Annotated in this window: 29 protein-coding genes and 1 riboswitch; of the genes, 18 read left to right on the forward strand and 11 right to left on the reverse strand. The window is 52.7% G+C overall.

Annotation, left to right across the window (positions count from 1 at the left end):
- The first annotated feature begins 36 nt into the window (after positions 1 to 36).
- The 14 genes from CSQ88_RS00605 to CSQ88_RS00670 all read left to right on the forward strand — a co-directional run bounded on the left by CSQ88_RS00605 (position 37) and on the right by CSQ88_RS00670 (position 13,373).
- The gene (locus tag CSQ88_RS00605) at positions 37 to 774 is read left to right on the forward strand and encodes a glycosyltransferase family 2 protein (RefSeq protein ID WP_099396177.1); all 738 of its coding nucleotides are present in this window, start codon (positions 37 to 39) and stop codon (positions 772 to 774) included.
- Entirely contained in the window at positions 771 to 1,730 is a 960-nt protein-coding gene (locus CSQ88_RS00610; protein WP_218962963.1) for an acyltransferase, read from the forward strand. Before CSQ88_RS00605 ends, CSQ88_RS00610 begins: the two co-directional genes overlap by 4 nt.
- Positions 1,717 to 3,261, forward strand: a complete 1,545-nt coding sequence (gene hutH / locus CSQ88_RS00615) for a histidine ammonia-lyase (protein WP_099396178.1) — start codon at positions 1,717 to 1,719, stop codon at positions 3,259 to 3,261. The genes CSQ88_RS00610 and hutH overlap by 14 nt, the downstream gene beginning before the upstream one ends.
- The gene (locus tag CSQ88_RS00620) at positions 3,251 to 3,697 is read left to right on the forward strand and encodes a thioesterase family protein (protein ID WP_099396179.1); all 447 of its coding nucleotides are present in this window, start codon (positions 3,251 to 3,253) and stop codon (positions 3,695 to 3,697) included. Before hutH ends, CSQ88_RS00620 begins: the two co-directional genes overlap by 11 nt.
- A complete protein-coding gene (locus CSQ88_RS00625) occupies positions 3,694 to 4,311 on the forward strand; it encodes an outer membrane lipoprotein carrier protein LolA (RefSeq protein ID WP_180273477.1) in 618 nt (205 codons plus the stop codon). The genes CSQ88_RS00620 and CSQ88_RS00625 overlap by 4 nt, the downstream gene beginning before the upstream one ends.
- Complete coding sequence (locus CSQ88_RS00630; RefSeq protein WP_143449368.1) at positions 4,295 to 6,646, forward strand: MMPL family transporter; 2,352 nt, start codon at positions 4,295 to 4,297, stop codon at positions 6,644 to 6,646. The genes CSQ88_RS00625 and CSQ88_RS00630 overlap by 17 nt, the downstream gene beginning before the upstream one ends.
- Positions 6,643 to 6,912 (forward strand): hypothetical protein, encoded by a 270-nt coding sequence (locus CSQ88_RS00635; RefSeq protein ID WP_205836291.1) that lies wholly within the window; start codon positions 6,643 to 6,645, stop codon positions 6,910 to 6,912. Before CSQ88_RS00630 ends, CSQ88_RS00635 begins: the two co-directional genes overlap by 4 nt.
- 66 nt (positions 6,913 to 6,978) lie before the next feature.
- Positions 6,979 to 8,202 (forward strand): NAD(P)/FAD-dependent oxidoreductase, encoded by a 1,224-nt coding sequence (locus tag CSQ88_RS00640; protein ID WP_099396182.1) that lies wholly within the window; start codon positions 6,979 to 6,981, stop codon positions 8,200 to 8,202.
- Entirely contained in the window at positions 8,190 to 8,756 is a 567-nt protein-coding gene (locus CSQ88_RS00645; RefSeq protein WP_099396183.1) for a DUF3261 domain-containing protein, read from the forward strand. The genes CSQ88_RS00640 and CSQ88_RS00645 overlap by 13 nt, the downstream gene beginning before the upstream one ends.
- A gap of 167 nt (positions 8,757 to 8,923) precedes the next feature.
- Entirely contained in the window at positions 8,924 to 10,108 is a 1,185-nt protein-coding gene (locus CSQ88_RS00650) for a beta-ketoacyl-ACP synthase (protein ID WP_099396184.1), read from the forward strand.
- Positions 10,095 to 10,556, forward strand: a complete 462-nt coding sequence (locus tag CSQ88_RS00655; RefSeq protein WP_099396231.1) for a hotdog family protein — start codon at positions 10,095 to 10,097, stop codon at positions 10,554 to 10,556. The genes CSQ88_RS00650 and CSQ88_RS00655 overlap by 14 nt, the downstream gene beginning before the upstream one ends.
- 202 nt (positions 10,557 to 10,758) lie before the next feature.
- Positions 10,759 to 11,490 carry a 3-oxoacyl-ACP reductase FabG gene (fabG, locus tag CSQ88_RS00660; RefSeq protein WP_099396185.1) on the forward strand — a complete coding sequence of 244 codons (732 nt, stop codon included), beginning with the start codon at positions 10,759 to 10,761 and terminating at the stop codon, positions 11,488 to 11,490.
- Entirely contained in the window at positions 11,487 to 12,713 is a 1,227-nt protein-coding gene (locus CSQ88_RS00665; protein WP_099396186.1) for a beta-ketoacyl-ACP synthase, read from the forward strand. Before fabG ends, CSQ88_RS00665 begins: the two co-directional genes overlap by 4 nt.
- Positions 12,714 to 12,938: 225 nt before the next feature.
- Positions 12,939 to 13,373 (forward strand): excinuclease ATPase subunit, encoded by a 435-nt coding sequence (locus CSQ88_RS00670; protein ID WP_099396187.1) that lies wholly within the window; start codon positions 12,939 to 12,941, stop codon positions 13,371 to 13,373.
- Between the two features lie 108 nt (positions 13,374 to 13,481).
- On the opposite strand, the gene CSQ88_RS00675 is transcribed toward CSQ88_RS00670, so the two are convergent.
- From CSQ88_RS00675 to CSQ88_RS00725, 11 genes are all read right to left on the reverse strand, one after another.
- Positions 13,482 to 14,189: a riboflavin synthase subunit alpha gene (locus tag CSQ88_RS00675; RefSeq protein ID WP_099396188.1), complete on the reverse strand. Its 708-nt coding sequence runs from the start codon at positions 14,187 to 14,189 to the stop codon at positions 13,482 to 13,484.
- The gene (locus CSQ88_RS00680; protein WP_205836292.1) at positions 14,190 to 14,369 is read right to left on the reverse strand and encodes a zinc-ribbon domain-containing protein; all 180 of its coding nucleotides are present in this window, start codon (positions 14,367 to 14,369) and stop codon (positions 14,190 to 14,192) included. It abuts the gene before it with no gap.
- Positions 14,359 to 15,522, reverse strand: coding sequence for a bifunctional diaminohydroxyphosphoribosylaminopyrimidine deaminase/5-amino-6-(5-phosphoribosylamino)uracil reductase RibD (ribD, locus tag CSQ88_RS00685; RefSeq protein WP_099396190.1), 1,164 nt, complete (start codon positions 15,520 to 15,522; stop codon positions 14,359 to 14,361). The genes CSQ88_RS00680 and ribD overlap by 11 nt, the downstream gene beginning before the upstream one ends.
- A 192-nt stretch (positions 15,523 to 15,714) precedes the next feature.
- Positions 15,715 to 16,167: a transcriptional regulator NrdR gene (gene nrdR / locus CSQ88_RS00690; RefSeq protein ID WP_099396191.1), complete on the reverse strand. Its 453-nt coding sequence runs from the start codon at positions 16,165 to 16,167 to the stop codon at positions 15,715 to 15,717.
- Between the two features lie 177 nt (positions 16,168 to 16,344).
- On the reverse strand, positions 16,345 to 17,592 hold the full coding sequence (glyA, locus tag CSQ88_RS00695; RefSeq protein ID WP_099396192.1) for a serine hydroxymethyltransferase: 1,248 nt from the start codon (positions 17,590 to 17,592) through the stop codon (positions 16,345 to 16,347).
- Between the two features lie 106 nt (positions 17,593 to 17,698).
- A complete protein-coding gene (locus CSQ88_RS00700) occupies positions 17,699 to 19,378 on the reverse strand; it encodes a hypothetical protein (RefSeq protein WP_099396193.1) in 1,680 nt (559 codons plus the stop codon).
- A gap of 138 nt (positions 19,379 to 19,516) precedes the next feature.
- Positions 19,517 to 20,071, reverse strand: a complete 555-nt coding sequence (locus tag CSQ88_RS00705) for a hypoxanthine-guanine phosphoribosyltransferase (protein WP_099396194.1) — start codon at positions 20,069 to 20,071, stop codon at positions 19,517 to 19,519.
- Positions 20,072 to 20,150: 79 nt separating this feature from the next.
- Entirely contained in the window at positions 20,151 to 20,711 is a 561-nt protein-coding gene (locus tag CSQ88_RS00710; protein ID WP_046353009.1) for an adenine phosphoribosyltransferase, read from the reverse strand.
- 12 nt (positions 20,712 to 20,723) lie between these two features.
- A complete protein-coding gene (locus CSQ88_RS00715; protein WP_099396195.1) occupies positions 20,724 to 22,016 on the reverse strand; it encodes an NCS2 family permease in 1,293 nt (430 codons plus the stop codon).
- 97 nt (positions 22,017 to 22,113) lie between these two features.
- Complete coding sequence (locus CSQ88_RS00720) at positions 22,114 to 22,683, reverse strand: TMEM165/GDT1 family protein (RefSeq protein WP_205836294.1); 570 nt, start codon at positions 22,681 to 22,683, stop codon at positions 22,114 to 22,116.
- A gap of 24 nt (positions 22,684 to 22,707) precedes the next feature.
- Positions 22,708 to 22,899, reverse strand: a riboswitch (yybP-ykoY riboswitch).
- Between the two features lie 77 nt (positions 22,900 to 22,976).
- Positions 22,977 to 23,462: a low molecular weight protein-tyrosine-phosphatase gene (locus CSQ88_RS00725; RefSeq protein WP_099396196.1), complete on the reverse strand. Its 486-nt coding sequence runs from the start codon at positions 23,460 to 23,462 to the stop codon at positions 22,977 to 22,979.
- Positions 23,463 to 23,608: 146 nt separating this feature from the next.
- On the opposite strand from CSQ88_RS00725, the gene CSQ88_RS00730 reads away from it, so the two are divergent.
- From CSQ88_RS00730 to CSQ88_RS00745, 4 genes are all read left to right on the forward strand, one after another.
- Positions 23,609 to 24,262, forward strand: a complete 654-nt coding sequence (locus CSQ88_RS00730; protein WP_180273478.1) for a DUF3299 domain-containing protein — start codon at positions 23,609 to 23,611, stop codon at positions 24,260 to 24,262.
- A gap of 16 nt (positions 24,263 to 24,278) precedes the next feature.
- Positions 24,279 to 24,767: a DUF2796 domain-containing protein gene (locus CSQ88_RS00735; protein ID WP_180273479.1), complete on the forward strand. Its 489-nt coding sequence runs from the start codon at positions 24,279 to 24,281 to the stop codon at positions 24,765 to 24,767.
- A 176-nt stretch (positions 24,768 to 24,943) separates the two neighbouring features.
- Positions 24,944 to 25,624 carry an ABC transporter ATP-binding protein gene (locus tag CSQ88_RS00740; RefSeq protein ID WP_099396199.1) on the forward strand — a complete coding sequence of 227 codons (681 nt, stop codon included), beginning with the start codon at positions 24,944 to 24,946 and terminating at the stop codon, positions 25,622 to 25,624.
- Positions 25,617 to 26,876 (forward strand): ABC transporter permease, encoded by a 1,260-nt coding sequence (locus tag CSQ88_RS00745; RefSeq protein ID WP_099396200.1) that lies wholly within the window; start codon positions 25,617 to 25,619, stop codon positions 26,874 to 26,876. The genes CSQ88_RS00740 and CSQ88_RS00745 overlap by 8 nt, the downstream gene beginning before the upstream one ends.
- The last annotated feature ends 109 nt before the right edge of the window (positions 26,877 to 26,985 follow it).

Here is a 26,985-nt window from a genome sequence, read left to right on the forward strand (position 1 = left end):
ATTCGCCTGCAGCGGTATCAGTCAGGGAAGCACAGCATGAAAATATGCGTCGTGATTCCTGTTTATAACCATGGCGAAGCCATCAGTGCGGTTGTACATGCCGTACGCGGCCATGATTTGCACTGCATTTTGGTCGACGATGGCAGCCATGCCCCTTGCGCGGCCGTATTAGATCAGCTGGATAAAGAGCTGGAGCAAAACGTAACCCTCGTGCGCCTGCTGCAAAACCAGGGCAAGGGCGGCGCGATGATTGCGGGCCTGCGCTGCGCGCTTGATCTGGGCTACAGCCATGCATTACAAATTGATGCCGATGGCCAGCACAATACCGCCGATATTCCCACTTTTATTGCGCTGGCAAAGCAAAACACCCAGGCCCTGATTTGCGGTTGCCCGGTTTACGATGAAAGCGTGCCCAAAGTGCGCCTGTATGGCCGTTATGCAACCCATATCTGGGTGTGGATTAACACCCTGTCGCTGGCAATTAAAGATTCAATGTGCGGCTTTCGCATCTACCCGCTTGCGCCCACTATTGCGCTGTTTAACAGCCGCAATATTGGCAAACGCATGGATTTTGATATTGATATTGCGGTACGTTTGTACTGGCGCGGCATGCCGGTCATCAACCAGCCTACAAAAGTAAGCTACCCCAGCGACGGCGTATCTCACTTTAAAGCCCTGCTAGATAATGTACTGATCTCACGGATGCATGCACGGCTGTTTGCAGGCATGTTGCTGCGCTCGCCGCGGCTCATCTGGAGAAAGCTGTCCTCGTGAGCTCATCCCCACAAAACAAGGAACAACCCCAGCTGCACTGGGCAGATATCAGTGAGAACACCTTTATCGCAGGCATCTGGCTGCTTTTTTGGGTGCATAAACTTCTGGGCCGCTGGCCATTCCGGCTGTGTCTTTATCCGGTCATTACCGTTCAATGGTTAAGCCGCCCGACCTTGCGTCATGCATCGATGCAATATTTGCAACGCCTGGAGGCGGCCACAGGCGCGCTGGGCCATGCTGCGTCCTGGCGTGACAGCCTGAAACACCTCGCGCTTTTTGCCGAAACCATGCTGGATAAGCTGCTGGCCGTTTCTGGCCGATATCAGTTCAGCAATGTCATAACCGAAGGGCGTGAAGCGTTTTACTCCACCGCAGAGCAGAGTTTGGGTGGCGTGATTATCACTGCCCACCTGGGGTGCCTTGAGCTTTGCCGCGCCATGGCCGAGGACACCGGCAAGATTCGCCTCAATATTCTGGTGCACACCCGCCACGCGAGGCAATTTAACCAGCTTTTAAAGCGGCTGAATCCTGATAACGACTTACAACTGATCGAAGTCTCGGAAGTCGGCCCTGCAACCGCCGTCCTGCTGGCCGAAAAGATAGCCGCCGGTGAATATATCGTGATTGCCGGAGACCGGATTCCCGTCTTTGCCAGCCAGACCGTACAAGCGAGCTTTTTAGGCCATAGCGCGCCCTTTCCCGCGGGCCCTTACGTCTTAGCCAGCCTCTTAAAATGCCCGCTCTATTTACTGGGCTGCATCCACGCAGGGCGTGGCTATCGCATTCATTTTGAAACACTGGCCAGCCGGGTGATTTTGCCGCGAGGCCAGCGCAATGAAGCAATGTCGGGCTATGCAGCGCAATACGCACAAGCCATCACCGCGCTGCTCAAACGCTCGCCCTACGACTGGTTTAACTTTTTTGCCTTTTGGGATCAGACACATGACAAACACTAAACCTGCCGTCACTTTTGATGGCACACGATTATCCATCGAAGACATTGTTGCGATCTCCCGGCAAAAATCATCCGCCTTGCTTTCCGCTGCGCCGGAATTTCGCCTGCGTATTCAAAAAGGCGCTGATTTTTTAGACCGCCTCCTGAGTGAAGACGGTGTCATTTATGGCGTCACCACCGGCTACGGCGATTCTTGCACCGTCGTTATTCCGCCTGAGCTGATCCGCGAGCTGCCGCATCATCTTTACACCTATCACGGCTGCGGTGCCGGGCGCTTTTTAACGCAGGAAGAAACCCGTGCCGTACTGGCCTCGCGGCTGGCGTCTTTATCGCAAGGCATGTCGGGCGTCAGCATTGCCCTGCTTGATCAGCTGGAAACCTTACTTAAACACGATATCCTGCCGCTGATTCCGGCCGAAGGCTCAGTCGGGGCCAGTGGTGATTTAACGCCGCTGTCTTATGTGGCCGCCGTGCTGTGTGGCGAGCGGGAAGTGATGTATCGCAATGAACGCCGCAATGCCAGCGATGTATTTGCTGAATTAAAAATCCAGCCGCTACGCCTGCGCCCGAAAGAAGGCCTTGCCATGATGAATGGCACGGCCGTGATGACCGCACTGGCCTGCCTTGCATGGCAGCGTGCTGATTACCTTTGCAAGCTCGCGGCAAGACTCACCGCCATGAATGTGGTGGCCAGCGCAGGCAATAGCAACCATTTTGATGAAACGCTGTTTGCCGTTAAACCCCACGCTGGTCAGCAAGCCGTGGCGGCCCGCATCCGCAATGATCTGGCAAGCCCGCGGCCCAGCCGTAATGACGAGCGGCTGCAGGATCGCTACTCCCTGCGCTGCGCCCCGCATGTGATTGGCGTACTGGAAGACGCACTGCCGTTTTTCAGAACCCTGATCGAAAACGAGCTGAACAGCGCCAACGACAACCCGATTATCGATGCCGAAAACGAGCGCGTTTTACACGGCGGCCACTTCTATGGCGGCCATATCGCTTTTGCCATGGACAGCCTGAAAAACACCGTGGCTAATCTGGCTGATTTACTCGACCGCCAGCTGGCGCTGCTCGTTGATACCCGTTTTAACCACGGCCTGCCGTCTAATTTGTCCGGCTGCACCGGCCCGCGCGCGGCGATTAACCATGGCTTAAAAGCACTGCAAATCAGCGTGTCCGCCTGGACTGCCGAGGCGCTGAAGCAAACCATGCCAGCCTCGGTCTTCAGCCGCTCTACCGAATGCCACAATCAGGATAAAGTCAGCATGGGTACGATTGCAGCACGCGATGCCTTACGCGTGCTGGAGCTGACCGAGCAAGTGGTCGCCGCCATGCTGATTGCTGCGCGTCAGGGTATTGCGCTGCGCCGCCGTATCGATCCAAAACTGCAGCTACCTGATGCGCTGGCCGCCATGCAGGCAGATCTGGAAGACCGGATTCCGCTGCTGGTAGAAGACCGCGCTTTAGATAAAGAGCTGCAAGCTTTAATTTTGGATATTCGTGCAGAAACCTGGATGCTCTATGCCGATTAATCAGAATCATCCGGCCCATCCCCGCCTCAGTATCGAGATTGAACTCAGCCCGGCTTTTCATGATCTGGACCCGATGGATATCGTCTGGCACGGCAATTATCCCAAATACCTGGAAATTGCCCGCTGCGCCCTGCTCAGCCAGTTTAATTACGACTATCTGCAAATGAAAGAATCGGGCTATGCGTGGCCGATTGTGGATATGCGGCTGAAATACATTAAACCGTCCCGTTTTGAGCAAAAGCTGATCGTGCGCGCCGAAATTGTGGAGTGGGAAAGCCGCTTAAAAATTAATTACCTGATTAAAGATGCGGTCAGCGGCCAGAAAATTAATCAGGCTTATACCATTCAGGTGGCTGTCGATATGAATACGGGTGAAATGCAATATGTTTGCCCGGCTATTCTTTGGGAGCGGCTGGGCGTGGAGGAGCCGCAGTGAAAATCAATTTCAGGCAATCACTTGCCGTCGTTTTGCTCAGCCTCTTCACCCTCAGCAGCCATGCCGCAGATTTAGCCGCCAGCGTAAAAGAGCGCCTGGCTCAGCCGGGGGTTTTGCGCGGTGATTTTGAGCAGAACAAACAGGTGAGCGGCTTTAAAAAGCCGTTAGTATCGCGTGGTGATTTTTTAGTTGCGCGGGATTTGGGCGTGCTTTGGCGCACCAAAACGCCTTTTGCAAGTGTACTCAGGCTAAGCCGTGATGAAATTGTCGCGACGCAAGATGGCGCCGTGGCTTTTCGCCTCAGTGCCAGTAAAGAGCCGTCGGTGCGGATGATTAATGGCCTGCTGTTTTCTTTAATGAATGGCGATGTCAGCAGTCTGGGCGAGCTGTTTAAGATTGAAGGCGGCGTCAACGGCAAAGCATGGCAGCTTACGCTTACCCCCAGGCAAGCGGCTTTGGGTAAAATCATGCGCAAGATTGAGCTCTCAGGGGACCAATTTGTGCGCCGTATTTTGCTGGATGAAGCCAATGGTGACCAAACCGCGATACAGCTGAGCGCACAAAACACCGAGCCTGCCAGACTCAGCGGCGAGGAGCGTGCTCGTTTTGAATAATCAGGCATCCATCCGGCTGCTGGCTAAAATCTGGCTACTGATCGTGCTCGCCTTTACCGGCCACAATATTTATCTGTGGTCCGGCCATTTACAGCTGGATACAGATATTCTCGCCATGCTGCCGCAGGATGAGCGCGACCCGACGGTGCAAAACGCCACGCGGCAACTCAGCGATGCGGCGGCTAAACGGGTGGTGGTGCTTATTGGCGGGCAGGATTGGGAAAGTGCGCGCACGGCTGCTGATGCTTACGCTGCCAGCTTGGAAAACAGCAGGCTACCCCTCAATTTGCGCTACAAAATGGGCGATGAAAGCGCCTGGCTGGGCTTTTTTATCCCTTACAGGAATCAGCTACTAAGCGCAGCGCAGCGCCAGCAACTGAAAAACAGCAGCAGTGATGAGCTGGCACAGCGCGCCGTTGCCGCGTTGTATCAGCCCGGCATCGGCATGCCCCGCCTTGGCCAGTGGCAGGATGACCCACTGAATTTGCTTGGTGCATGGCTGGGGGAGAGGGCTGCAGAAAGCAAAGTCCGCATCCGTGACGGGCGCCTATCGCTGAGCGCTTCATCCGCATCTGGCGAGGCACACTATATTTTGCTGACGCTGGAGCAACAAGATTCAGCATTTTCAATTAAGGCGCAGCAAGCGCTGATTCCGGTGCTGGATGCAGCCAAAGCGGCTGCGATCAAAACCCAGCCCAAAGCAGAAGTATTCAGTGTTGGCGTGCCCTTACACGCAGCAGCGGCAGCCAGCCAGGCCGAGCGTGAAGTCCACACCATCGGGATAGGCTCGATGATCGGCATTGTGCTGCTCACTGTGTTTGCCTTCAGCGCCATCAGGCCGCGCATTTTGGTCACCCTCTCGATTGCCATTGGCCTGCTCGCCGCGATTTCGGTATGCACCTTAATCTTTGGCCGTCTGCATTTAATCACGCTGGTATTTGGGGCCAGCTTAGTCGGCGTGGCGGAAAACTACGGCAGTAATTATTTCAGCAGCCGCCAGGGCCGCCCTGCTGCAGAGCGCTGGGCCATGCTTAAAACGCAGGCGCCGGTAATGTGGCTGGCGATGCTCACTACCGCCATCGGTTATTTACTGCTGGCGCTCACCCCATCTCCTGGTCTGCGGCAAATCGCCGTTTTCTCTGCTACTGGCTTACTGGCCGCTTTTGTAACCGTGCTGTGGTGGTTTCCGCTGTTTGATAAAGGGGAGATGAAGCACACCCGTTTGTCGCTCTGGATAGGCTCACGCCGCGCGCTCTGGCCCAGTCTGGGGCGCAATCGTTTAACGCTGCTGTTTGCCATCGTTGTGGCCACTGTATTGCTGGCAGGCGGCTTATCCATCAAAAGCAATGACGATGTGCGGCTCTTGCAAAGCTCGCCTCCCGCACTGATTGCCCAGCAAATTAAAGTCAGCAAGCTGCTTGATTTACCCAGCCCGGCGCAATTTTATTTAATTCGCGGCGCAAACATCGAAGCGGTTCTGCAGCAGGAAGAAGCGCTCAAAACCAGGCTTGAGCCCCTGATTGCCCAAGGCAGTATCAGCGGCTATCAGGCCATCAGCGATTGGGTTCCTTCTTTGGCTCAGCAAGCAGCAAACCAGGCACTGATCGAACGCGTGGTGTTTGGCGGGCAAGGCGTGCTGGCCAGGGCCAGCCTAGCACTGGGCGAAACGCTGATGCCAGCGTTCAAAAATCATTCACCGCTGCAACTGACGGACTGGCTGGCGGCTCCCGTTTCAGAACCGCTGCGCCATCAGTGGCTGGGGAAATTTGAAAACGGCTACGCCAGCGTGATCTTGCTGCGTGGCGTCAGCAAACCAGCGCAGCTTGCAGAGCTGGCGGCCATTGCCCCCAGCGTGGCAGGCGTGCGCTGGGTAGATAAAGTCGCCGAAGTCTCTACCGTCATGGGCCGCTACCGTGTGCTGATGGCATGGGTGATCGCACTCAGCTATCTGCTGGTTTTTGCCGCGCTCAGCTACCGCTTTGGCAGGCAGGCATGGCGGGCGCTGCTGCCCACCCTGCTCGCCAGTGGTCTGGCCTTAGCCATTCTGGCGCTGCTGGGCCAGCCCCTGCAATTATTCAATATTCTGGCGCTGCTGCTGATTCTGGGTATGGGCGTGGATTATGGGATTTTCCTGCTGGAAAACCCCGAGCGCCATGCAACAAGGCCGTTTTTATCGGTGACACTGGCAGCTGCTTCCACCCTGCTGGCCTTTGGCCTACTGGCCCTGTCTGCAACCCCCGCCCTGCACGCTTTTGGTCTGACCATGCTGCTGGGCATCGGATTATCCTGGTTTTTAACCCCGGCATTTATGCCACTAACTAAGTCAGAGCAATGATTTCAATCAGTAATCAATTTATTTTCAAACACCTGCGTACCATAGAAATGATCGGGGTGCTGATGCGTATCTTCAGCTTCAGCCTTGTCAGCTGGCTGGGCCCCGCCAGCCCGTTTATGTTTGTCTGGAGCCTGAATACCATCGACGCCATTATGCTGGCCTGGTGCTCGGCGTTAAAACGCGATTCCGCTTACACACTATTGAATGGTTTTTGGATTATTGTTGGCCTGATTGGCATTTTAAGAGCGGGGCAGTTTATTCATTGATTTGGCCGGCGCGACCCTGGCCCGCTTAGCAGAACAACAAAACCGAAAATACAGAAGAGAAATGAAATGCGCATTGAACACACAGAAATACTGATTATCGGCGCGGGCCCTTCCGGCTCTGTGGCGGCAGGTTTATTGCGTAAGCAAGGCCGTCAGGTGCTTATTATTGAGAAAGAAGTCTTCCCTCGATTTTCGATTGGTGAAAGCCTCCTGCCACAAAGCATGGAATACATTGAAGCGGCTGGCTTTTTGCAAGATGTGATTGAGGCTGGCTTTCAGTATAAAAACGGCGCGGCATTTGTGCGTGGCGAGCAAACCACCGCTTTTGATTTCAGAGATAAATTTTCAAGCGGCTGGGGCACCACATACCAGGTGCAGCGCAGCAACTTTGACCATGTGCTGGCCAAGGGGGCCGAGAAAGCAGGCGCGGTGATACGCTACCAGGAGCAAGTCACGGCCATCGACGTGGATGGCGATCAGCCTTTAATCACCGTGCAATCGGCCACAGAAACCTACCAAGTCAGCGCCCGCTTTTTACTGGATGCCAGCGGCTTTGGCCGGATTCTGCCCCGTCTGCTCAAGCTGGAAACGCAATCTGATTTCCCAGTGCGCGGCGCTTACTTTACCCATATTGAAGATCGCATTTCAAAAGAAGGCTTTGATCGCAATAAGATTCTGGTCAGCGTACACCCGGATCATCACGATGTATGGTTCTGGACGATTCCTTTTTCCAATGGCCGCTGCTCACAAGGTGTGGTCGCCAAGCCGGAATTTTTAGAACAATATCAGGGTAGCGAAACCGAGCGTTTACAAGCCATTATTGCCGAAGTGCCTACCCTGTCGGCCGTGCTTAAAAACGCCGTGTGGGATACACCGGCCCGCCAGCTGATTGGTTATTCTGCCAATGTAAGCAGTTTGCACGGCAAAGGTTTTGCCTTGCTGGGTAATGCGGGTGAATTTCTGGACCCGGTTTTCTCCAGCGGCGTAACCATCGCGGTGAAATCTGCAGCCCTTGCTGCCGCCGCGATTGAGCGCGAATTTGCAGGCGAAACAGTCAACTGGCAAAGCGATTATGCAGATCCGCTCAAAGCAGGCGTCGATGCATTCAGGGCTTTTGTGAGCAGCTGGTATGAAGGTGGGTTTCAGGATGTGATTTTCCACCAGGAGCAATCTGCGGACGTGCGCCGGATGATTTCAGCTATTCTGGCGGGCTATGCATGGGATTTAAACAATCCCTATGTGGCGCAGCCTAAGCGCTTAAAAACGCTGGAGCAATTGTGCGTGGCTTAATGGTTTTAATCCTTGCCCTGCTGAGCGCCTGTACAAACCAGGTGCCGGCAACCAGCCTGCCTCTGCTGCGCCTTGCCCCCGGCGCTTTTTCCGGAGCGATGCCGCTTAGCCTGAGCCAGAGGCTGACGGTGACGCCCCTGCCAGCCAGCCGGGGTGAAACAAACACGCCAGCCAAAAACCTGGATGCCTTACTGGAAATCAGCCCGGATCAGGTTCAGCTGGCAGGCTTTGCACTGGGACAGCGTATTTTAACGGTAAGCTGGGACGGGCAATCGCTAACAAGCAGCCGCCACGCCCTGCTGCCCAAAGAGGTAGATGAGCAGCGCGTGCTGCGTGATGTGCAACTGGTGTACTGGCCGCTCGCCACCATTCAGACAGCTTTACCTGCGGGCTGGGCACTCAATGAAGAAGGCGGCGTCAGAACACTAACGCAAGGGCTGCAAACCATCATTACCATCCGCTACCACGCCGAGCCTCGCTGGGCAGGGCAGACTGAATTAGAAAACGCCCTTGAGCACTACCGGCTGGTGATTGATTCAAAAGAAACACCATGACCCCGAAGATCTGCAGACAAAGAGGACGGTAAGAACACAAAGCACACAGAGAAAGCCTTAGAACTAGGCTTTCTTCGTGTGCTGTTTTTAAACTATGTATTCTCTGCGTCTGCAGACCTGAGGTTTCTGACAGGAATAAGTATTTTGTTACTTCATAGCCAAACACGATGAGTATTTATCTAAATCAACTGGGTATTGTTTGCGCGCTAGGTAATGGCGTTGATGACGTGCGCCGTGGGTTGTTCGCAGATGTGCCAGGCGGTGTTGCGCCTGCGGCATGTCTGGGTAAAACCCTGCATCTGGGCGTGGTGAACAGCGTACTTGCCTCGCAAGACACATTGCCAGCTAGGCTGCACAGCCGCAATAACGCACTGCTGCTTACCGCTCTGGAACAAATCCGTCCTGCTGTGGACGCGGCCATTGCCCGCTTTGGTGCAGAGCGGATTGGTTTGGTTTTAGGCACCAGCACCTCCGGCATTGGCGAGGCGCAGGCGGCCATTGCCGAACATCAGGCCACAGGCCAAATGCCGGATCAGTTTCATATTGCACAGCAAGAGCTGGGCTCTCCCACAGCCGCACTCAGCACCCTCCTGGGCCTTGCCGGCCCGGTGATAGTGATTTCCACCGCATGTTCTTCCAGCGCCAAAGCAATGGCGAGTGCAGCAAGGCTGCTCAATGCAGGAATGTGCGATGCGGTAATTTGCGGCGGCGTCGATTCGCTGTGCGATTTCACCGTTGCTGGTTTTTCGGCGCTGGAATCGGTCAGTGCTGAGCGCTGCCAGCCCATGAGCATTCATCGCAGCGGCATTAATATTGGCGAAGGCGCGGCCTTATTCTTAATGAGTAAAGAACCCGGCCCCGTCGCATTATTGGGCTGGGGAGAAAGCTCGGACGCGCATCATATTTCAGCACCCGCACCGGATGGCAAAGGGGCCAGTGCCGCCATGCAGGAAGCACTGCAGCGGGCCGCTCTGCAACCGGCAGACATTGGCTATATCAATCTGCACGGCACAGCCACATCGCAAAATGATGCAATGGAAAGCCTCGCCGTTGGTCAGCTGTTTGGCAGCCAAACGCCATGCAGCTCAACCAAGCCTTTAACCGGCCACACACTGGGTGCGGCCGGAGCCATTGAAGCGGCCATCTGCTGGCTTACCCTCAGCGGCAACCCCTCAGGACAACTGCCCCCTCACTGGTGGGATGGCGCAAGCGACCCGGCCATTACCCCTCTGGCGCTGGTAACGCCCGGGCAATGCACAGACACGCCACTGCAATATGCACTCAGTAATTCCTTTGCATTTGGCGGCAGTAATGCTGTCCTTATTTTTGGAAAAAACCATGCAGCCGATTGAATACCCAATCAGCGAGATCGTTCCGCACTCGGGCAGGATGCTTTTGCTCGATCGCGCCATCGCCGGGGACGACACGCATTTTGAATGCGAAGTGACCATCACCGCAGACAATCTGTTTTTTACCGGCACAGGCATAGGCGCATGGGTTGGTGTTGAATATATGGCGCAAACCGTTGCCGCATGGGCTGGCTGGCAAGCAAGATTAGCAGGGCAAGTACCTAAAATCGGCTTTTTACTGGGCAGCCGCCGCTATAGCTGCAGTGTGAGTGAATTTACCCTGGGCCAGGTGCTCAGCATCAGGATCAGCAGAGCCTTTCAGGCCGATAATGGCCTGGGGCAGTTCGATTGCCAGATTATGATTGAGCAGCAGGAAGTTGCCCAGGCCGCACTCACCGTATTTGAGCCACTGGATGCCGCTGCGTTTTTAGCGGAGCAAGCACAAAGTTAAAGCTGAACAAAAGCCCGGCAAAGCACAAAAACCTAAATTTTGAGCCACGGAGAAAAATGAGGGCAGGAGCACGGCGAAAGTGGATTTCTCCATGAAACTCCGTATTCTCTGTGCCATCCGTGTTTTAAGATTTGGGTTTCCCCGGGCCCGCACGTTTTTGTATGTGTATCAATAATTAAAAATAAACAAAGAGAAGCAAGCAATGAGTAACAAAACAATTCTGGTCACAGGCTCCAGCCGGGGTATTGGGCGCGCCATTGCCCTTCGGCTGGCCAAAGATGGCTTTGATATCGTGCTGCATTGCAAAAGCCGCATCGATGCCGCCGAAGCCATCGCCACCGAAATCACGGCGCTGGGCCAAACCAGCCGTATTTTGCAATTTGATGTATCCAATCGCGCCCAGGCCGCAGAAGTTTTACTCGCCGATATCGAAGCGCACGGCTGCTATTACGGTGTGGTTTGCAATGCGGGCATTGCGCTGGACAACGCCTTCCCCGCCATGCCCCCGGAAGACTGGGATGCGGTCATTCATACCAATCTGGACAGCTTTTACAATGTGCTGCACCCGCTCACCATGCCCATGGTCAGGCAGCGAAAACCCGGCCGCATTGTCACTTTATCTTCCGTTTCCGGCCTGATCGGCAACCGGGGACAAGTGAATTACAGCGCGGCCAAAGCAGGCATTATTGGCGCAAGCAAGGCGCTGGCCGTGGAATTAGCCAGCCGTGCCATCACCGTAAACTGCGTGGCGCCCGGCCTGATTGACACCGAAATGGTGGATGAGCGCGTTTTGGAAGAAGCCCTGAAAATTATCCCGGCCAAACGCATGGGAAAACCTGAAGAAGTCGCCGCAGCCGTCAGCTTTTTAATGTCAGAAGATGCCGCCTATATCACACGCCAGGTGATTTCAGTGAATGGAGGCTTGGTAGGATGAAACGCGTTGTCATTACCGGCATCGGTGCCATCAGCCCGCTTGGCCACGACTGGAAGACCGTAGAAGCAGCACTTAAAGCAGGTAAAAATGCCATTCAGGTCATGCCTGAGTGGCAGGTTTTTGAAGGGCTGAATACCCAGCTTGGCGCACCCGCCGCCGCCTTTGAGCTGCCCGCACATTACAACCGCAAAAGCACCCGCAGCATGGGCCGCGTGGCACTGATGGCCACCCGCGCCAGCGAATTGGCGCTGATCGACGCGGGGCTATTAAATGACCCCTTGGTAAAAAGCGGCCAGATGGGCATCTCTTATGGCTCATCGGCGGGTACGCCCAAAGCCATTGGTGACTTTGGCCGCATGATGGCGGAAAAATCCACCGAAGGGATTAACGCCACCACCTATATCAAAATGATGTCGCACACTGCGGCCGTGAATATCGGTGTATTTTTTGGCATTACCGGCCGCATTATCACCACCTCCAGTGCCTGCACCTCCGGCAGCCAAGGCATAGGCTATGCCTATGAGGCCATCAAATTTGGCAAACAAATGGCCATGCTGGCCGGAGGAGCTGAAGAGCTGGACGCCACCGAAGCGGCTGTTTTCGACACCCTATTTGCCACCAGCGTACAAAACGCCACCCCCGAAGCCACCCCCCGCCCCTTTGACACCAAACGCGACGGCCTTGTGATTGGCGAAGGTGCGGGCACGCTGGTGCTGGAAGAGCTGGAACACGCACTGGCGCGCGGCGCACATATCTACGCAGAAATCGTTGGCTTTGGCAGCAACAGCGATGGCACGCATGTGACGCATCCCAACTCCGCCACCATGGCCCAGGCCATCCGCCTGAGCCTTGAAGATGCAGCGCTGCAGCCCGGTGATATTGGCTATATCAATGCCCACGGCACCGCAACCGATCACGGCGATATCGCTGAATCCCACGCCACGCTGGCGGTATTTGGTGCACAGACCCCCATCAGCTCGCTCAAAAGCTACATGGGCCACACCCTTGGCGCTTGCGGCGCATTAGAAGCGTGGATCAGCATCGAAATGATGAACAGCGGCTGGTTTGCCCCTACCATCAACCTGACCGAGCCAGACGAGCGCTGCGCCCCCCTGGATTACATTACCGGCACAGGTCGGGCCATTGAATGCGATATCGTCATGAGCAATAACTTTGCTTTTGGCGGGATTAATACCTCTTTAATTTTTAAGCGCTGGGCTTAAGTCTAAAAGTTCTGTAGACACAGAGATCAATGAGTACACGGAGGGCACAGAGAAAAGCGTTAAGAAAGAGCAGATACCTTCTGAAAAATGCCTAAGACTCATAAAGGGCATTTTCTTGGTTTTCCCTCTGTAACTCCGTGTTCTCCGTGCTCTCTGTGGTTCAAAATTTGGATTTTGTTCATATACCTAGTTATTACAATCAAGAAAACACACCAAGGAATAAAAATGAAAAAATTAGCTGCATTATTCATCGCCAGTTTCTTATCCACTTCTGCTTTTGCCCGCGATACCGTATTGCAAATCCCTTTGGCCGATGTACTGGCCATGCCGGAAGCGCAGGGTAAATTGGATGGTTCGGTTAAGTTTTATTTAGCAGGGCAGAAAACACCGGCCATTAGCGAGAAATTATCTGAAGATGTTTCAAATCAAAAAACCAATGGCGTGGGCAAAAGCGATGAATTTGGCTGTAAATGGGCGGCACTATCTGCCTTAATTGCCTTTCAAAACTCCGCTAAAAAGAATGGCGCAAATGCCGTAGTCGATTTGGTGAGCTATTACAAAAAGAATGAAACAAAAAGTGACACCACCATCGAATGCCATGCAGGTGGATTTGTGATTGGCGTGGCCTTAAAAGGCAGCTATGCCAAAGTGGCTCAGTAATATGCAAGGCGTGGGCAGCGCTATATCGTGCCCGCGCACATAGATCGCAAACGAGTGGGCATTCCTTCCTGCCCACTCTGTTTAATTTGAAAAATATCTGCTGCCCGCTTAAGGCTTTTTTAAAGCCACAGGTTCGGCCAGCGCGTAAACATCCACGCCCTGCTGGGCCAGCAGGGCTTCCAGTGCGGGCATAAGCGCACCAAGTTTTTCTTCTAAGGCATCGCGTACGGTATCGACAACAACCTGTGTGGCGCGCTCGATTTCTACATTGAATACGCTGCCTACACGCTTCCCTTCAAAAATGGTCATACGGCGGGTTTCCGGAATGAGCCAGACTTCAAACCAGCATTCAGCTTTATTGGTTTCGGATACGGTTAGGCTGGCACCATCTAAGGCGATATAGCCTTTGGCAAAAATATACTTCATCCCCTCTTTAGGCACGCCAATTCTAAAGCAGCAGTTTTCCTTATCCTTACGAATATCCAGGAGCGTAGCGGTAAAATCCACATGACCTGACAGCGGATGGCCGCCGATTTCAGCGCCGTCTTTGGCCGCTCGCTCGGCATTGACATGGCTCCCAAGCTGCAATTGCCCCAGCGAGGTAATGCGCAGGCTTTGCAGCATGACATCAAAGCTCGCCTTATCATCAGCAAAAATCTCGGTGACCGTCAGGCAAACACCATCAATCGCCACGCTAGCGCCCAGCTGAATATCCTTACAAAAACTGGCGGGAAAGGCAATGCGAAATGTACGCATGCCTTCCCTGTCATCAATCGCTTCAATCTTTGCAACGCCTTGCACAATCCCCGTAAACATTTATTCAGCTTCCTTAAAGAGTTCTGGATTTGCTTCGCGCACCCGCTTCGAAGACTTAAGTAAATTGCAATGATCACAAAAATAACTAATTGAGCCACAGGCCGCGACCACATCCAGGGGCCGCTTGCAATCAGGGCAAATTGGAAGCGATTTTTGTTCGCCCGACAGTTCATCCGACATAGAATTCTCCAGCATCAGTAAAGCGCAGTGTAACACGCAAATCGTCTCCAACAAGGCGGCGCTCTACTACCTTAGCTTGTAGCTTGTGGTTTAGGTCAGTTAAATCAAGCGTGGCCATGCCTTTAGCCGTATCGCCAATCAGTACCGGTGCCTGATAAAGCAGCATTTCATCCACCAAACCCGCTTGAAACAGCGCACCAACCAGCGTCCCGCCCGCCTCAGCCGTGACTTGATTGCAGCCCCTGCGGCCTAATTCATTCAGTAAGGCGGCTAAGTCTACCCGCCCATGTGCATCGGCCAGAATCAACACTTCTGCCCCTGCGACCTCTAAAGCCTGACGCTTTGCTGCGTTATCCTGAGCGCCAACAATCAACACCCCCGGCTGATTAAATAACTTTGCATCGGGAGGGGTTCTCAGCTGGCTGTCTACCACCACACGCAGTGGCTGCCGCCCGACAGCGAATTCTCGCACCGTCAGCTGCGGATCATCCGCTAACACGGTGCCCACGCCAGTGAGCATGGCGCAGGATCGGGCGCGTAGTTTTTGCACATCAGACCTTGCCGCAGGGCCGGTAATCCACTGTGATTGCCCGTTAGCCAGCGCCGTACGGCCATCCAGGCTGGCACCCATTTTGACCGTCAGCCAGGGACGGGATCGCACCATGCGGCTGATAAAACCTTTGTGATGCTCCAGCGCATCAGCGTGTAAAACACCCGATTTCACCGTAACACCCGCAGCAGCCAGGCGCGCCAAACCTTGCCCCGCCACCAGCGGATTAGGATCGGTCAGTGCCGCGACAACGCGCACTACGCCTGCTTTCAGCAGGGCATCGGCGCAAGGCGGTGTACGGCCATGGTGACTGCAAGGCTCCAGTGTTACGTAAGCGGTAGCGCCGCGGGCCAGATCACCCGCCACACTCAGAGCCATCACCTCGGCATGTGCACCCGCCACACTCAGAGCCATCACCTCGGCATGTGCACCGGGCGCGCCTTTTACCACACCGCCACCGGATGGCTGACTAAAACCCGCGCCAACCACCACGCCCTCTTTCACCAAAACGCAGCCCACAGAAGGGTTAGGCGAAGCGCTATTTTGCCCCAAAGCGGCTTGCTGCAAAGCCAGCGGCATGTATTGATGATCAATCGCGTTCATTAGCTTCCTAAGCACGAGCACAGGCATAACAAAACCCACATCTTGAACCACAGAGGAAAAGGAGGACACAGAGTTTCACAGAGAAAACCAAACTTGGACTTTCTCTGTGAAACTCTGTGCTCTCGGTGTTCTCTGTGGTTCAAGATTTTGCAAGCGAAAATAAACTTTGAAGGTTAAACATACAGAGGTGTTTTATTCCTTACTCACTTCCCGGATCACATCGCGAAAATCGTCAACGTCTTGGAAGGAGCGGTATACGGAGGCAAAGCGGATATAGGCTACTTTATCGAGCTTGGCGAGTTCAGACATCACCATTTCGCCGATCTGGCGGCTCATGATTTCTCTGTCGCCCAGCGACAAGGCTTTTTGAATAATTCGAAGAATAGCGTCGTCCACCAGGGGCGTGGGCACCGGGCGTTTATGCAGGGCGCGCTCAAAGCTGGTACGGATTTTTTCACGATCAAAGCCAGCACGCTGACCATTTTGTTTCACCACCTGCGGCAAGCGAACTTCGGCCGTTTCAAAGGTGGTAAAGCGTTTATCACAAACAGGACAACGACGGCGACGGCGAACCAGATCGCCATCATCAGATACACGCGAGTCAGCAACCAGCGTATCAGGAGAACCACAGAAGGGGCACTTCATCACAACCCCGCAAAGAACAGGAAAAATTCTAAAAAGCGTTAACCTTAAAAAGATCTGCAGACACCAAGAGCGGGGAGAGCACAAAGCACACGGAGAAAAACATAAAAAGGTATTTCTCTGTGTGCTTCATTTACTCTGAGTGCTCTGTATCTGCAGAACTTTTATTTCACCGGCCTATTAAGCGCCGTAAACCGGGAAGCGTGCTGTCAGTTCTTTTACTTTTACTGCAACGGCAGCGATATTTGCTTCGTCATGCGGATTATCCAGCACATCTGCAATCAGATTAGCCACCTGCACCGCTTCTGCTTCTTTGAAACCACGAGTCGTGATCGCTGGGGAGCCGATACGGATACCGGAAGTTACAAACGGGCTTTCCGGGTCATTTGGGATGGCGTTTTTGTTTACAGTGATGTGCGCAAGGCCAAGCAGCGCATCAGCAGCCTTACCGGTTAAGCCTTTAGAGCGCAGATCAACCAAGAACACATGCGATTCGGTACGGCCAGAAATCACACGCAGACCACGCTCGATCAGGGCAGCAGCCATGGCTTGTGCGTTTTTCAGCACTTGCTCCTGGTATGTTTTGAATTCTGGTGTTGCCACTTCTTTAAATGCCACAGCCTTAGCTGCAATTACGTGCATTAAAGGGCCGCCTTGCAGCGTTGGGAACACATTCGAATTGATCGATTTTTCGAATTCGGCCTTAGCCAGAATCAGACCACCACGCGGGCCGCGCAGTGTTTTATGCGTTGTGGATGTTACAAAGTGAGCGTGTGGCACTGGGTTTGGATACACACCCGCGGCGATCAGGCCGGCGTAATGCGCCATATCCACCATAAAGTAAGCACCAACCTTGTCGGCGATTTCACGCATACGTGCCCAGTCAAAGCGCAGCGCGTAGGCTGAAGCACCACCGATCAGAAGCTTAGGCTTGGTTTCAAGCGCTACGCGTTCCATATCGTCGTAATCAATTTCTTCGTTTTCATTCAGGCCGTAAGCCACGATATTGAAAAGCTTACCGGAAAGATTAGCTGGCGAGCCGTGTGTCAGGTGACCACCGTGACCCAGATTCATACCCATAACGGTATCACCCGGCTTCAGGATAGAGAAATACACGGCCTGGTTGGCTTGCGAGCCGGAATGCGGTTGCACATTGGCGTACTCTGCGCCAAACAGTGCTTTCACGCGATCAATCGCCAACTGTTCAACGGTATCAACAAATTCACAACCACCATAAAAACGCTTGCCAGGATAACCTTCGGCGTATTTATTGGTCAGTTGCGAGCCCTGAGCTTCCATCACCGCTGGGCTGGTGTAGTTTTCTGACGCGATCAGCTCGATATGCTCATGCTGGCGAACAACTTCACCTGCAATGGCAGCGGCTAAATCAGGATCGTATTGGGCGATAGTGGCGGACTTGGAGAACATAGAGTTGGCGCTTCCGTAAGTCGGTTGGGAATAGGGAATGCGCAGGATTCTACCACGGACGGGGCCTTTTCCAATTGAGGAATTCGTGATTAATCATGATCTCCTTTCATAGCTTATTTCTGGCTTGCTTTTTTTTACGCCAGCTCGCTTTAATCGTTTTAAATTTATCAGAAAAATCCATGCGATCATCTGACATAAAGTCTAAAAACTCTGAAAGCATTCTTGATTTCATCAGGGAATACATCGTCAGCGCAGAAATAGGGATAAATGTGGCGAAGAAATAAAGTAGTCGCAGCCACGTTGCGTCATGTGATAAATCAAACAGATTCATCCCTAAAAACCCCGTCACGGTTGTGCCAACCAACCCCAGAATGGTCACCACTGTCAGGCGTACCACGGTATCGGCCTGACGGCGCAAATCGTCGTTTTCCAGATATTGGCTCATGCTGTGAATGGATTCCCTCACTTCATCAAACAGAGCCTCTGTACCCAAATGGCGGCGTGCCATATGAAAAATCTGATCGGCCACCACCTGATTAGATATCTCGCAAAACCAGTAGCGCTGGGTAAAGCGTAAAAACACCTCCTGTAAAACGCGTATCCCGCGCTTAAACCGCCGCGCCGAGCTGACATCGCCAATTTGCAGCCGCGACAACGCCACCGCCAGCCGGTCAGAAAAAATCAGCAGCGCAGCTTTATGAAAATGCGCAATCATCATCAGCAAGAAATACTGATGCCTGAACTGCCCTAATGCGCCCGTATAGGGATCACTAAAAAAACCATGCCCGTACTTACCCACCAGCACAAAAGCATGACCATCGCACATCATGCGGGTAGACGATGCATCGTGGCGGCGCTCTGGCACCCAGAAGCGGTCATAACAGCAGCTCGCTTCAAATTCCTGAAACACCTTGGGCGTGTAAGGTAAATCGCCTCCTTGCGAAGGCCGTGTCACCATGCCAAGGCGGTAAAAATCTTCATCCCTTAAATCAAACGGATCATCAAAAGCCAGATAGGCCATTAAGGGCATGCGGTGATATTCAATTTGCCGGTAGCGCAGCTCGCCCAATTCAGTGGAATGGTGCAAAACCAAAGGGCGCAACAACGCATCCCAGTGGTTGGCCATCGGTGCCGCCCTGAACTCGCCAACATGGGATAAAAATTTGGATTTATGGTCGTAATCAGATGCGGCAATCACGCCGCCCTTTACATCCAGCCATTTCACCTGCTGCAGGCAGCTGGCCGCGGTTTTGTCTTCGTCCCATTGCGCAGGAAAAGCGCGGCCAAAGCGAAATAATGTGTCCTGAGCCCGTTGCAAGGGCACATTATCGGCAAGGATTTCAAACGCCAGAATAACGATATCGATATCGTAAAAAAAATACAGATCGATATGCGCCACTTTAAAATCCTGCCGCGTGCCGTCTTTGTAATGCATACGCACCGTACAGATATCGTGCCGCCTGAACACATGCAGCGGCGAGCCGCCATAGCCATCCGCGCCGCCCCCCGCCTCAGCGGCACCTTCCCCGTACAAAAAGCGCTGCACATAGGGCAGAAAAGTGACAAATTCCCGGTAATGGCGCTCCTGAAAAGCCAGCGGATCCATATCAAACACCGAAGGCCGCATCTGCCATGGTGAATCTTCAGCCGTCAGCTCTTTCATCAGCTCCCAATGCCGCCCCATTACTGCGCCGCTGCCCACAGGCTGCACTAGGGGCATTAACTGCAAGGGCCAGATCAGAATCTGCCTGAAGTGACGAACCATGGTTTCTGCTGCATCCGCCATTTCGACCTCCTTATTCTTCATTACGTCAGAATAGATCAAAGTCAGAAAATAATGAGCCGCAAAGGTGTAAGCAAAAAAAAGCCCTTGTTTACATCAAGTAAACAAGGGCTTTGGCATAAATCTCACCAGAATTACATTTTACATACCATGAACAGCGTAAATCGCCAGCGTATTGCGCCAGTAGCCCTGGTAATCCATACCACAGCCAAACAGGAAGCGATCTTCAACTTGCAGACCAACGTAATCAGCAGTGACACCCACCGCCTTACGATCATGTTTTTTATCAATCAGCACGGCAACGCGCACTTCTTTTGCGCCCTGCTCACGGCAGTATTCCAGGATGGCTGCCAGTGTATGGCCTTCATCCAGGATGTCATCCACGATAACAACAACGCGGCCCTTCATGCTTTCTTGCGGCTTTACTTTCCAATCCAGCACACCACCGCTGGTTTCTTTACGATAACGCGTGGCGTGCATATAGGACACTTCAAGCGGAAAGCGTAAGCGTGGCAATAAGTGCCCTGACACAATCAAGCCACCATTCATAACGGTGTAAACAATCGGATTGGCATATTGCAAATCAGCCGTCATCGCCACAGCCATGCGATCCAGCGCAGCCAGTACTTCTGCCTCGCTGTGCAGGCAATCCGAGTTATCAATAATGGTTTGGGCTTCAGGGAGTTCTAGGGTCACGATAGCGTACCTTTTCTTCAAGTCATTCAAATAAAAACGAGGGGGCCACTACGCTGGCAGCGGCCTCCACTACACATCTTTAATGCCCGGCGTAATCGCACACGGTAAACAGAGGAATACCCTGCTCACGTACGATTTTTGATCCGCCCAGCTCTGGTAAATCAACAATGGCAGCAGCCTCTACAATGGTTGCGCCAAGGCGGTTTAACAGCTTCGCCGCAGCCACCATGGTGCCGCCCGTTGCCACCAGATCATCAATTAACAATACGCGGTCGCCCTTTTTGCAGGCATCGGTATGAATCTCTACCGTGGCCGAGCCGTATTCCAGCTCGTATTCTTCTGCCACCGTTAAAAAGGGCAATTTGCCTTTTTTACGCACCGGCACAAAGCCGAGGTTTAATTCATAAGCCACCACTGCACCCAGAATAAAACCACGCGCATCCACGCCTGCCACCATGTCTAAATCCATATCCATATAACGATGGACAAAAATATCAACCAGAACACGGAAGGTTTTTTTATCTTGCAATAAAGGCGTGATGTCACGGAACTGCACACCCGCCTGTGGCCAGTCCGGCACGGTGCGGATGCGATCGCGGATATAATCTGCGTAAGGTGGTTCTGCCTGCAATAAGCTCATCAAATCTCTTCCTTAACCAAACGCAGCAAATTTAACCAGCCACAGCGCGGTGATAATCAATACAGCAGGGCTTAAATCTTTATAGCGCCCGGCCAGCACTTTAATTGCGGCATAGCTGATAAAACCAAAGGCAATCCCGTCTGCAATCGAATAGGTAAATGGCATACCCACGGCGGTAATCACGGCAGGTGCAGCTTCGGTAATATCATCCCAGTCGATTTCTGCCAGGCCACGGGCCATCAGCACGGCCACATAGCAAAGCGCTGGCGCGGTTGCATAGGCTGGCACAGTACCTGCTAAAGGCGCCACAAACAGCGCGGCCAGAAACAATGCGGCAACCACAAGGCTGGTTAAACCAGTACGGCCACCTGCAGCCACACCAGCAGCTGATTCAACATAGGCAGTAACACTTGAAGTACCCAAGGCCGCCCCTACCATAATGGCAGAAGAATCGGCGAACAGCGCTTTCTTTAAGCGTGGCAATTTGCCATCTTTATCCAGCAAACCCGAACGATGGGATACACCGACTAAAGTACCTGTGGTATCAAACAAATCCACAAAGAAGAAAATAAACACAACACCCAGGAGGCCCGCATTCAGCGCGCCTTTAATATCCATTTGCATAAAGGTCGGTGCAATCGATGGTGGCGGTGAAAACACGCCTTTGAATTCGGTTAAACCGAATAAAATCGATAACAGCGTTACACCCAATACGCCAATAATGATTGCGCCTTTTACCTTGCGGTATTCAAGCGCCACAATTAAAAAGAAGCCAAATACAGCCAATAATGTGCTTGGCGCATGGATATCACCCAATTGCACCATGGTCACTGGCGAAGCGGTAATCAGGCCTGCACTTTTCAAACCAATAATAGCCAGAAACAGCCCCACACCAGCAGAAATAGCCAGCTTTAATGAATGCGGAATCGCATTCACCAGCACTTCACGTAATTTAAACGAGGAAACCAGCACAAAAATCACGCCAGAAATAAACACCGCACCCAATGCAGTTTGCCATGGCACGCCCATGCCTTTCACCACAGCAAAAGTGAAGTACGCATTCAAACCCATGCCCGGTGCCAGTGCAATCGGGTAATTAGCCAAGAGCGCCATCACCGCTGTACCAAATGCAGCCGCCAGGCACGTCGCCACAAATACGGCATTAAAATCCATACCGGTTTGCGCCAAAATGGCCGGATTGACAAAAATAATATAGGCCATGGTTAAAAACGTAGTAAAACCTGCAATCACTTCGGTTTTAACGCTAGTACCGTGTTCTTTTAGTTTGAACAATGCTTCGAGCATGAGCCCATTTCCCCGTTAGAAAAAACAAATAAGCCGGAGCCTGTTGTTATCTGAAAGAAAACAACAACAAACGCCGACTTTCACACGTTAAAAAAAATCAACCACCAACACCCAACAAAGCTAATACACCTAATAAGGCAAATACGGCAGCGGCTACAAAACGAACATAGCGCAGAATATGCATGCGGGCTGCAATCCACTTACCCACAAACACAGCAGGCACGTCAGCAATCATCATGCCCAGTGTGGTGCCCGCGATAACCGCCCACAAGGGCTGATATTTCAGCGCCAGCGCCACGGTGACAACCTGTGTTTTATCGCCAATTTCGGCCAAAAAGAAGGCGACGGCTGTCGCTAAAAAGGCCCCGTAAGGTTTGATTTGTGCTTCTTCTTCGCCCATTTCATCAGGCACCAGCGCCCAAGCGGCGATGGCCAAAAAGCCCAGGCCAATAATCCAGCGCAAAATAAGGGGGGAAATCATGCCTGCAACCTGCTGGCCAATCCAGCCAGCGGCAAAGTGATTGAGTACAGTCGCAACAAAGATACCCAGAATAATGGGCAGAGGACGTCGAAAACGTGCGGCAAGGATTAACGCAAGCAATTGCGTTTTATCGCCGATTTCGGCAACGGCGACAACGCCGGTAGAAATGAGAAAGGTATCAATCATCGAGTCGTGTTTCCGGGGCGGGCAGGATAGAGGTCGCGCAGCATTGCCCACCCCGGGAAATGCTGAACGAACCTCAGGTCTTGTCAGGCCGGCCTGCGTTCTGATGACAGAACACCTGCTCCAACCGAATACGCCATGAATCTATGGATTCAAGTATGTTGACGTATTCCCCGTAAAAGCTTTAAAAAGCCAATACAGGCGACTACTCCCCCGAAGACCAAAGCGCGGATTTTAACCACCCCTTATGCATGCTGCAATCCCAGATTACAAAAACCGCCCCTGCACGATACTATTTACATGCCACAAATCTGCGTTTTGATCTGTTTCAACAGGGCTGCACAGCCTGCCTCACACTGATCCAAAACGGTCTCAAACCCAGCAGCACCGCCATAGTAAGGGTCTGATACTTCTGTTTCAGCGCCTTCTGGCAATACAGATAAAAATAATTTTACACGGGGCATCAATTCAGGCGGACACAGCGACTGCAAAGCCCTTAAATGCCCCTTATCCATCGCCAAAATCAAATCAAACTCTGCAAAATCACTTTGTTTTACCACTCTGGCGCGTAAAAAAGATAAATCATAGCCCCGCTTTTTTGCATGCTTTTGCGCTCGATCATCCGGCGCTTCGCCAATGTGATAACTCTGAGTGCCTGCCGAATCAGCCTCGGCAGCATGCTCCAGTCCCTCATCAGCCAGCATCCGGCGCATCACGCCATCGGCGCTTGGGCTTCTGCAGATATTTCCTGTGCATACAAAAAGCACTTTGAATTTTTTCATGACTTACCTTTATCTAATTTGTAGCCGCCATTCATGACATTGCCATAGACGATTGCGACACGGTTTTTATTAAATATTTACGACATGCAACCTTTTCAAATGCAACACAGTTACAATTGAAAAAACTTCTCCAACGAGGACCTGACGTGATTCATCGCCTGCTCGCTATTTTACTGACTACGCTTATCAGCCATTCGCTCTTTGCAGCTGACGCCCGCCCGATCAAATGGAGCGATCTGCAGCCCGATTCGTCCAGCTTACGCGCAACAGTAGGCAATTTAAGCCCGGAACAAAAAACAAGACTCACACGCGCTTTTCAGCAGCGCCAGCAAAAAGCCATTGTAACTGCAGGCAAATTTAAACCATCCGACCTCAGCGCGGATGTCAATGCGCTGCTGAATGAAGACTTTAATGATATGGAGCCTTTAGTCGAAAAAATCAGTGCATATGAGAAAAGACGCACCAGCGAAATGCAAACCGCGCTCAACAATCAAACGGTAAAGCTCGATGGCTATTTACTGCCCCTGAAGCAAAACAATAAAAAAGTAACTGAATTTATTCTTGTCCCCGTCATTGGCGCATGTATCCATGTTCCTGCACCGCCGCCAAATCAAATGATTGTTGTGCAATACCCCAAAGGCTTTCCATCCGGAAATTTATTTGCCCCGGTCACTGTCAGCGGCAAGCTGCAGATTAAATCATCCAAATCTGATTTAGCGCTTGCTGACGGCAGCAGCAAAGTGGATGTGGGTTACGCCATGACCGCCAATGAAGTACGTGAATACCAAGCCCCTAAATAATCACCAGGAAAAGATCATGAACAAAATCCTTATCAGCGCATTACTTACTTTATCTATCAGTGGGCTGGCCTCTGCACACGGCGCTCATGTGCATGGTGTTGCAGAAATGGATGTGGCCATCGAAGGTAACAAATTAGTAATCACGCTTGAAAGCCCTGCCGACAACCTGCTTGGCTTTGAACACAAGCCTAAGAATGACACCGAAAAAGCCAAGCTTAAAGCGGTAACCGAACAATTGCAAAGTGCGGGCAATCTGTTTGCAATTGATGTATCCGCACAGTGTAAAGCCGCTACACCCAGTGTAAAAATGCCCGACTTTGCCAAGGGTGGCCACAGCGATATTGAAGCCGAATATCACTTTGAATGCGCCGCCACACCAGGGAACATCGCGCTTCCTCTTTGGAAAAACTTCCCAGGCTTTAAGAAAATCACAGCCAACCTGGCCAATGCCAATGGTCAAAAGCAAATCACACTTAAATCAGGACAGGTGCTGAATTTGAAGTAATAGCAAGGTATCTAAGCAGCAGCTTTAGCCACGAAAACACATCTCATCAATAAACATTCGCGCTAAAGCTGCTCCTGCAGCCCTCCCCCACATGAATAAGACTGGTTTCACCCCCTGTTGCATCATTAAGCCCCTGCGGCCTGTAAAACCATGGGCAATCACAATAAAGGTAAGCCGTGATTCAGATCGAAAACCTGCAGTTCACCTGGCCGGGCAGCGCACGCCCGACGCTCAGCATCCCGGAATTTAAACTCGCTAAAGCAGAGCACCTGTTTTTACACGGCCCCAGTGGCAGCGGTAAAAGCACCCTGCTTTCTTTGCTCACGGGCATTCATTTGCCACAAAGCGGCCAGATCAAAATACTGGGGCAGGATTTATCCAGGCTTTCCGGACCAGAGCGGGATCGCTTCAGAGCAGATCATTTGGGCTATGTATTCCAGCAGTTCAATTTACTGCCTTATTTATCGGTACTCGACAATGTGCTGCTGCCCTGCCAGTTTTCCAAACTGCGCCGGCAACGCGCAGGCGACGCCAAAGCACAGGCCCTGCATTTGCTTGAACGACTCGATTTGCATACACACCTGCATCAGTCAGTCAGCGCGCTGTCGGTTGGCCAGCAGCAACGCGTGGCACTGGCCCGTGCACTGATAGGTGCACCCGAAATTCTGATTGCAGACGAGCCGACTTCGGCGCTGGATGCCGAACGGCGCGGCGCGTTTATCGAGCTTTTATTTGAATGCGCCAAAGAGCATCAGACCGCCATCCTGCTGGTCAGCCACGACCCACAGCTTGCCATGCATTTTGACCGCAGCGTCAGCCTGCCTGCCATCAATAGGGTGGAGACCACCGATGTTTAAAATTGCCTTTAAAAGCTTACTCAGCCGCAGGCTCACCGTCGCCCTTTCAGTACTCACCGTAGCTTTATCTGTATTACTGCTGATCGGCGTAGAAAGGCTGCGCACAGAGGCCAGAAATAGTTTCTCCAGCACCGTAAGCGGCACCGATCTGATTGTGGGCGCGCGAACAGGCTCGGTGCAGCTTTTGCTGTACAGCGTTTTTCGCGTTGGCAATGCCACCAATAATATTGGCTGGGACAGCTATCAAAAGCTCGCCAAAGACGAGCGTGTGGCATGGACCATTCCTGTGTCGCTCGGCGACAGCCACAAAGGCTTTTCAGTATTAGGCACCAGCCGCGACTACTTTAAATACCTGCAATTTGGTGATAATCAGCATCTGCAGCTGGCTAAGGGCACGGTGTTTGCCCGCACACATGATGCGGTACTTGGTGCCAATGTCGCAAAAAAACTCGGCTATCAGCCAGGTGGGAAAATCGTTCTGACCCACGGCAGCGGTGAAGGCGCGATGTCTGAGCACAGCGATCAGCCCTTTATTATCACCGGCATTCTGGCCCCCACAGGCACCCCGGTTGATGACACCGTTCATGTTTCGCTGGATGGCTTAACCGCCATTCACGAGGGCTGGGAATCAGGCAGTGCCTCGCTGCTGTCTTCAATGGGTGTGCTTGCCGCAGATGAAAACCGCAGCATTGCACCGCCGGTGACGATTACCGCTTTTTATGTCGGGCTTAAATCACGCACCTCGCTATTTAGCTATCAGCGCGCCGTTAATCAGTTTTCTGATGAAACGCTGATGGCGATTATGCCGGGTGTGGCGCTTTCCGAGCTTTGGCAGCTGATGAAAATCGCCGAACAAGCCTTATTGGTGGTATCAGGCTTTGTGATGGTGATTGGCTTACTGGGCATGCTCACCGCCTTACTGACCGGGCTGAACGAGCGCCGCCGCGAGATGGCGATCTTGCGCTCGGTGGGCGCAAAAGCATGGCAGATATTTGTGCTGGTAATGGGTGAAACGCTGCTGCTGGTGAGCACCGGCACGGCCGCAGGCGTTGGCTTACTCTACCTGATCATCATCGCCTGCCGCCCGCTGCTGCGCGAATTTTATGGCCTGAGCCTTGCCATCAACCCCCCCACACAAACCGAGTTTTTAATGCTTGCAGCCACCTTAGCGGCAGGTGCGCTGATTGGCGCCATTCCTGCGTGGCGGGCTTACAGAATGTCTTTAAGTGATGGATTAAGTCAGCAAAGCTAACTTATGCAGGGCTAAGGGCGGCATGCATCGGTATGCCGCATATCTTTCGCAGGGCGGGTAAAACCCAATCCTATCGACAGAAAGTGAACTCGCAGGTTGGGTTAGCAGC

The organism is Iodobacter sp. BJB302 (genome assembly GCF_002735645.1).
In the GTDB taxonomy this organism is placed as follows: domain Bacteria; phylum Pseudomonadota; class Gammaproteobacteria; order Burkholderiales; family Chitinibacteraceae; genus Iodobacter.

What these genes read in the sequence shown, in the direction of transcription:
- hutH (WP_099396178.1), top strand. Translation starts at nt 1,717, where the DNA reads ATGACAAACACTAAACCTGCCGTCACTTTTGATGGCACACGATTATCC.
- fabG (WP_099396185.1), top strand. Translation starts at nt 10,759, where the DNA reads ATGAGTAACAAAACAATTCTGGTCACAGGCTCCAGCCGGGGTATTGGG.
- CSQ88_RS00725 (WP_099396196.1), bottom strand. Translation starts at nt 23,462, where the DNA reads ATGAAAAAATTCAAAGTGCTTTTTGTATGCACAGGAAATATCTGCAGA.
- CSQ88_RS00640 (WP_099396182.1), top strand. Translation starts at nt 6,979, where the DNA reads ATGCGCATTGAACACACAGAAATACTGATTATCGGCGCGGGCCCTTCC.
- CSQ88_RS00710 (WP_046353009.1), bottom strand. Translation starts at nt 20,711, where the DNA reads ATGAGCTTATTGCAGGCAGAACCACCTTACGCAGATTATATCCGCGAT.
- ribD (WP_099396190.1), bottom strand. Translation starts at nt 15,522, where the DNA reads ATGAACGCGATTGATCATCAATACATGCCGCTGGCTTTGCAGCAAGCC.
- CSQ88_RS00675 (WP_099396188.1), bottom strand. Translation starts at nt 14,189, where the DNA reads ATGTTTACGGGGATTGTGCAAGGCGTTGCAAAGATTGAAGCGATTGAT.
- CSQ88_RS00635 (WP_205836291.1), top strand. Translation starts at nt 6,643, where the DNA reads ATGATTTCAATCAGTAATCAATTTATTTTCAAACACCTGCGTACCATA.
- CSQ88_RS00670 (WP_099396187.1), top strand. Translation starts at nt 12,939, where the DNA reads ATGAAAAAATTAGCTGCATTATTCATCGCCAGTTTCTTATCCACTTCT.
- nrdR (WP_099396191.1), bottom strand. Translation starts at nt 16,167, where the DNA reads ATGAAGTGCCCCTTCTGTGGTTCTCCTGATACGCTGGTTGCTGACTCG.
- CSQ88_RS00620 (WP_099396179.1), top strand. Translation starts at nt 3,251, where the DNA reads ATGCCGATTAATCAGAATCATCCGGCCCATCCCCGCCTCAGTATCGAG.
- CSQ88_RS00745 (WP_099396200.1), top strand. Translation starts at nt 25,617, where the DNA reads ATGTTTAAAATTGCCTTTAAAAGCTTACTCAGCCGCAGGCTCACCGTC.
- CSQ88_RS00715 (WP_099396195.1), bottom strand. Translation starts at nt 22,016, where the DNA reads ATGCTCGAAGCATTGTTCAAACTAAAAGAACACGGTACTAGCGTTAAA.
- CSQ88_RS00680 (WP_205836292.1), bottom strand. Translation starts at nt 14,369, where the DNA reads ATGTCGGATGAACTGTCGGGCGAACAAAAATCGCTTCCAATTTGCCCT.
- CSQ88_RS00700 (WP_099396193.1), bottom strand. Translation starts at nt 19,378, where the DNA reads ATGGCGGATGCAGCAGAAACCATGGTTCGTCACTTCAGGCAGATTCTG.
- CSQ88_RS00720 (WP_205836294.1), bottom strand. Translation starts at nt 22,683, where the DNA reads ATGATTGATACCTTTCTCATTTCTACCGGCGTTGTCGCCGTTGCCGAA.
- CSQ88_RS00605 (WP_099396177.1), top strand. Translation starts at nt 37, where the DNA reads ATGAAAATATGCGTCGTGATTCCTGTTTATAACCATGGCGAAGCCATC.
- CSQ88_RS00665 (WP_099396186.1), top strand. Translation starts at nt 11,487, where the DNA reads ATGAAACGCGTTGTCATTACCGGCATCGGTGCCATCAGCCCGCTTGGC.
- CSQ88_RS00735 (WP_180273479.1), top strand. Translation starts at nt 24,279, where the DNA reads ATGAACAAAATCCTTATCAGCGCATTACTTACTTTATCTATCAGTGGG.
- CSQ88_RS00650 (WP_099396184.1), top strand. Translation starts at nt 8,924, where the DNA reads ATGAGTATTTATCTAAATCAACTGGGTATTGTTTGCGCGCTAGGTAAT.
- CSQ88_RS00655 (WP_099396231.1), top strand. Translation starts at nt 10,095, where the DNA reads ATGCAGCCGATTGAATACCCAATCAGCGAGATCGTTCCGCACTCGGGC.
- glyA (WP_099396192.1), bottom strand. Translation starts at nt 17,592, where the DNA reads ATGTTCTCCAAGTCCGCCACTATCGCCCAATACGATCCTGATTTAGCC.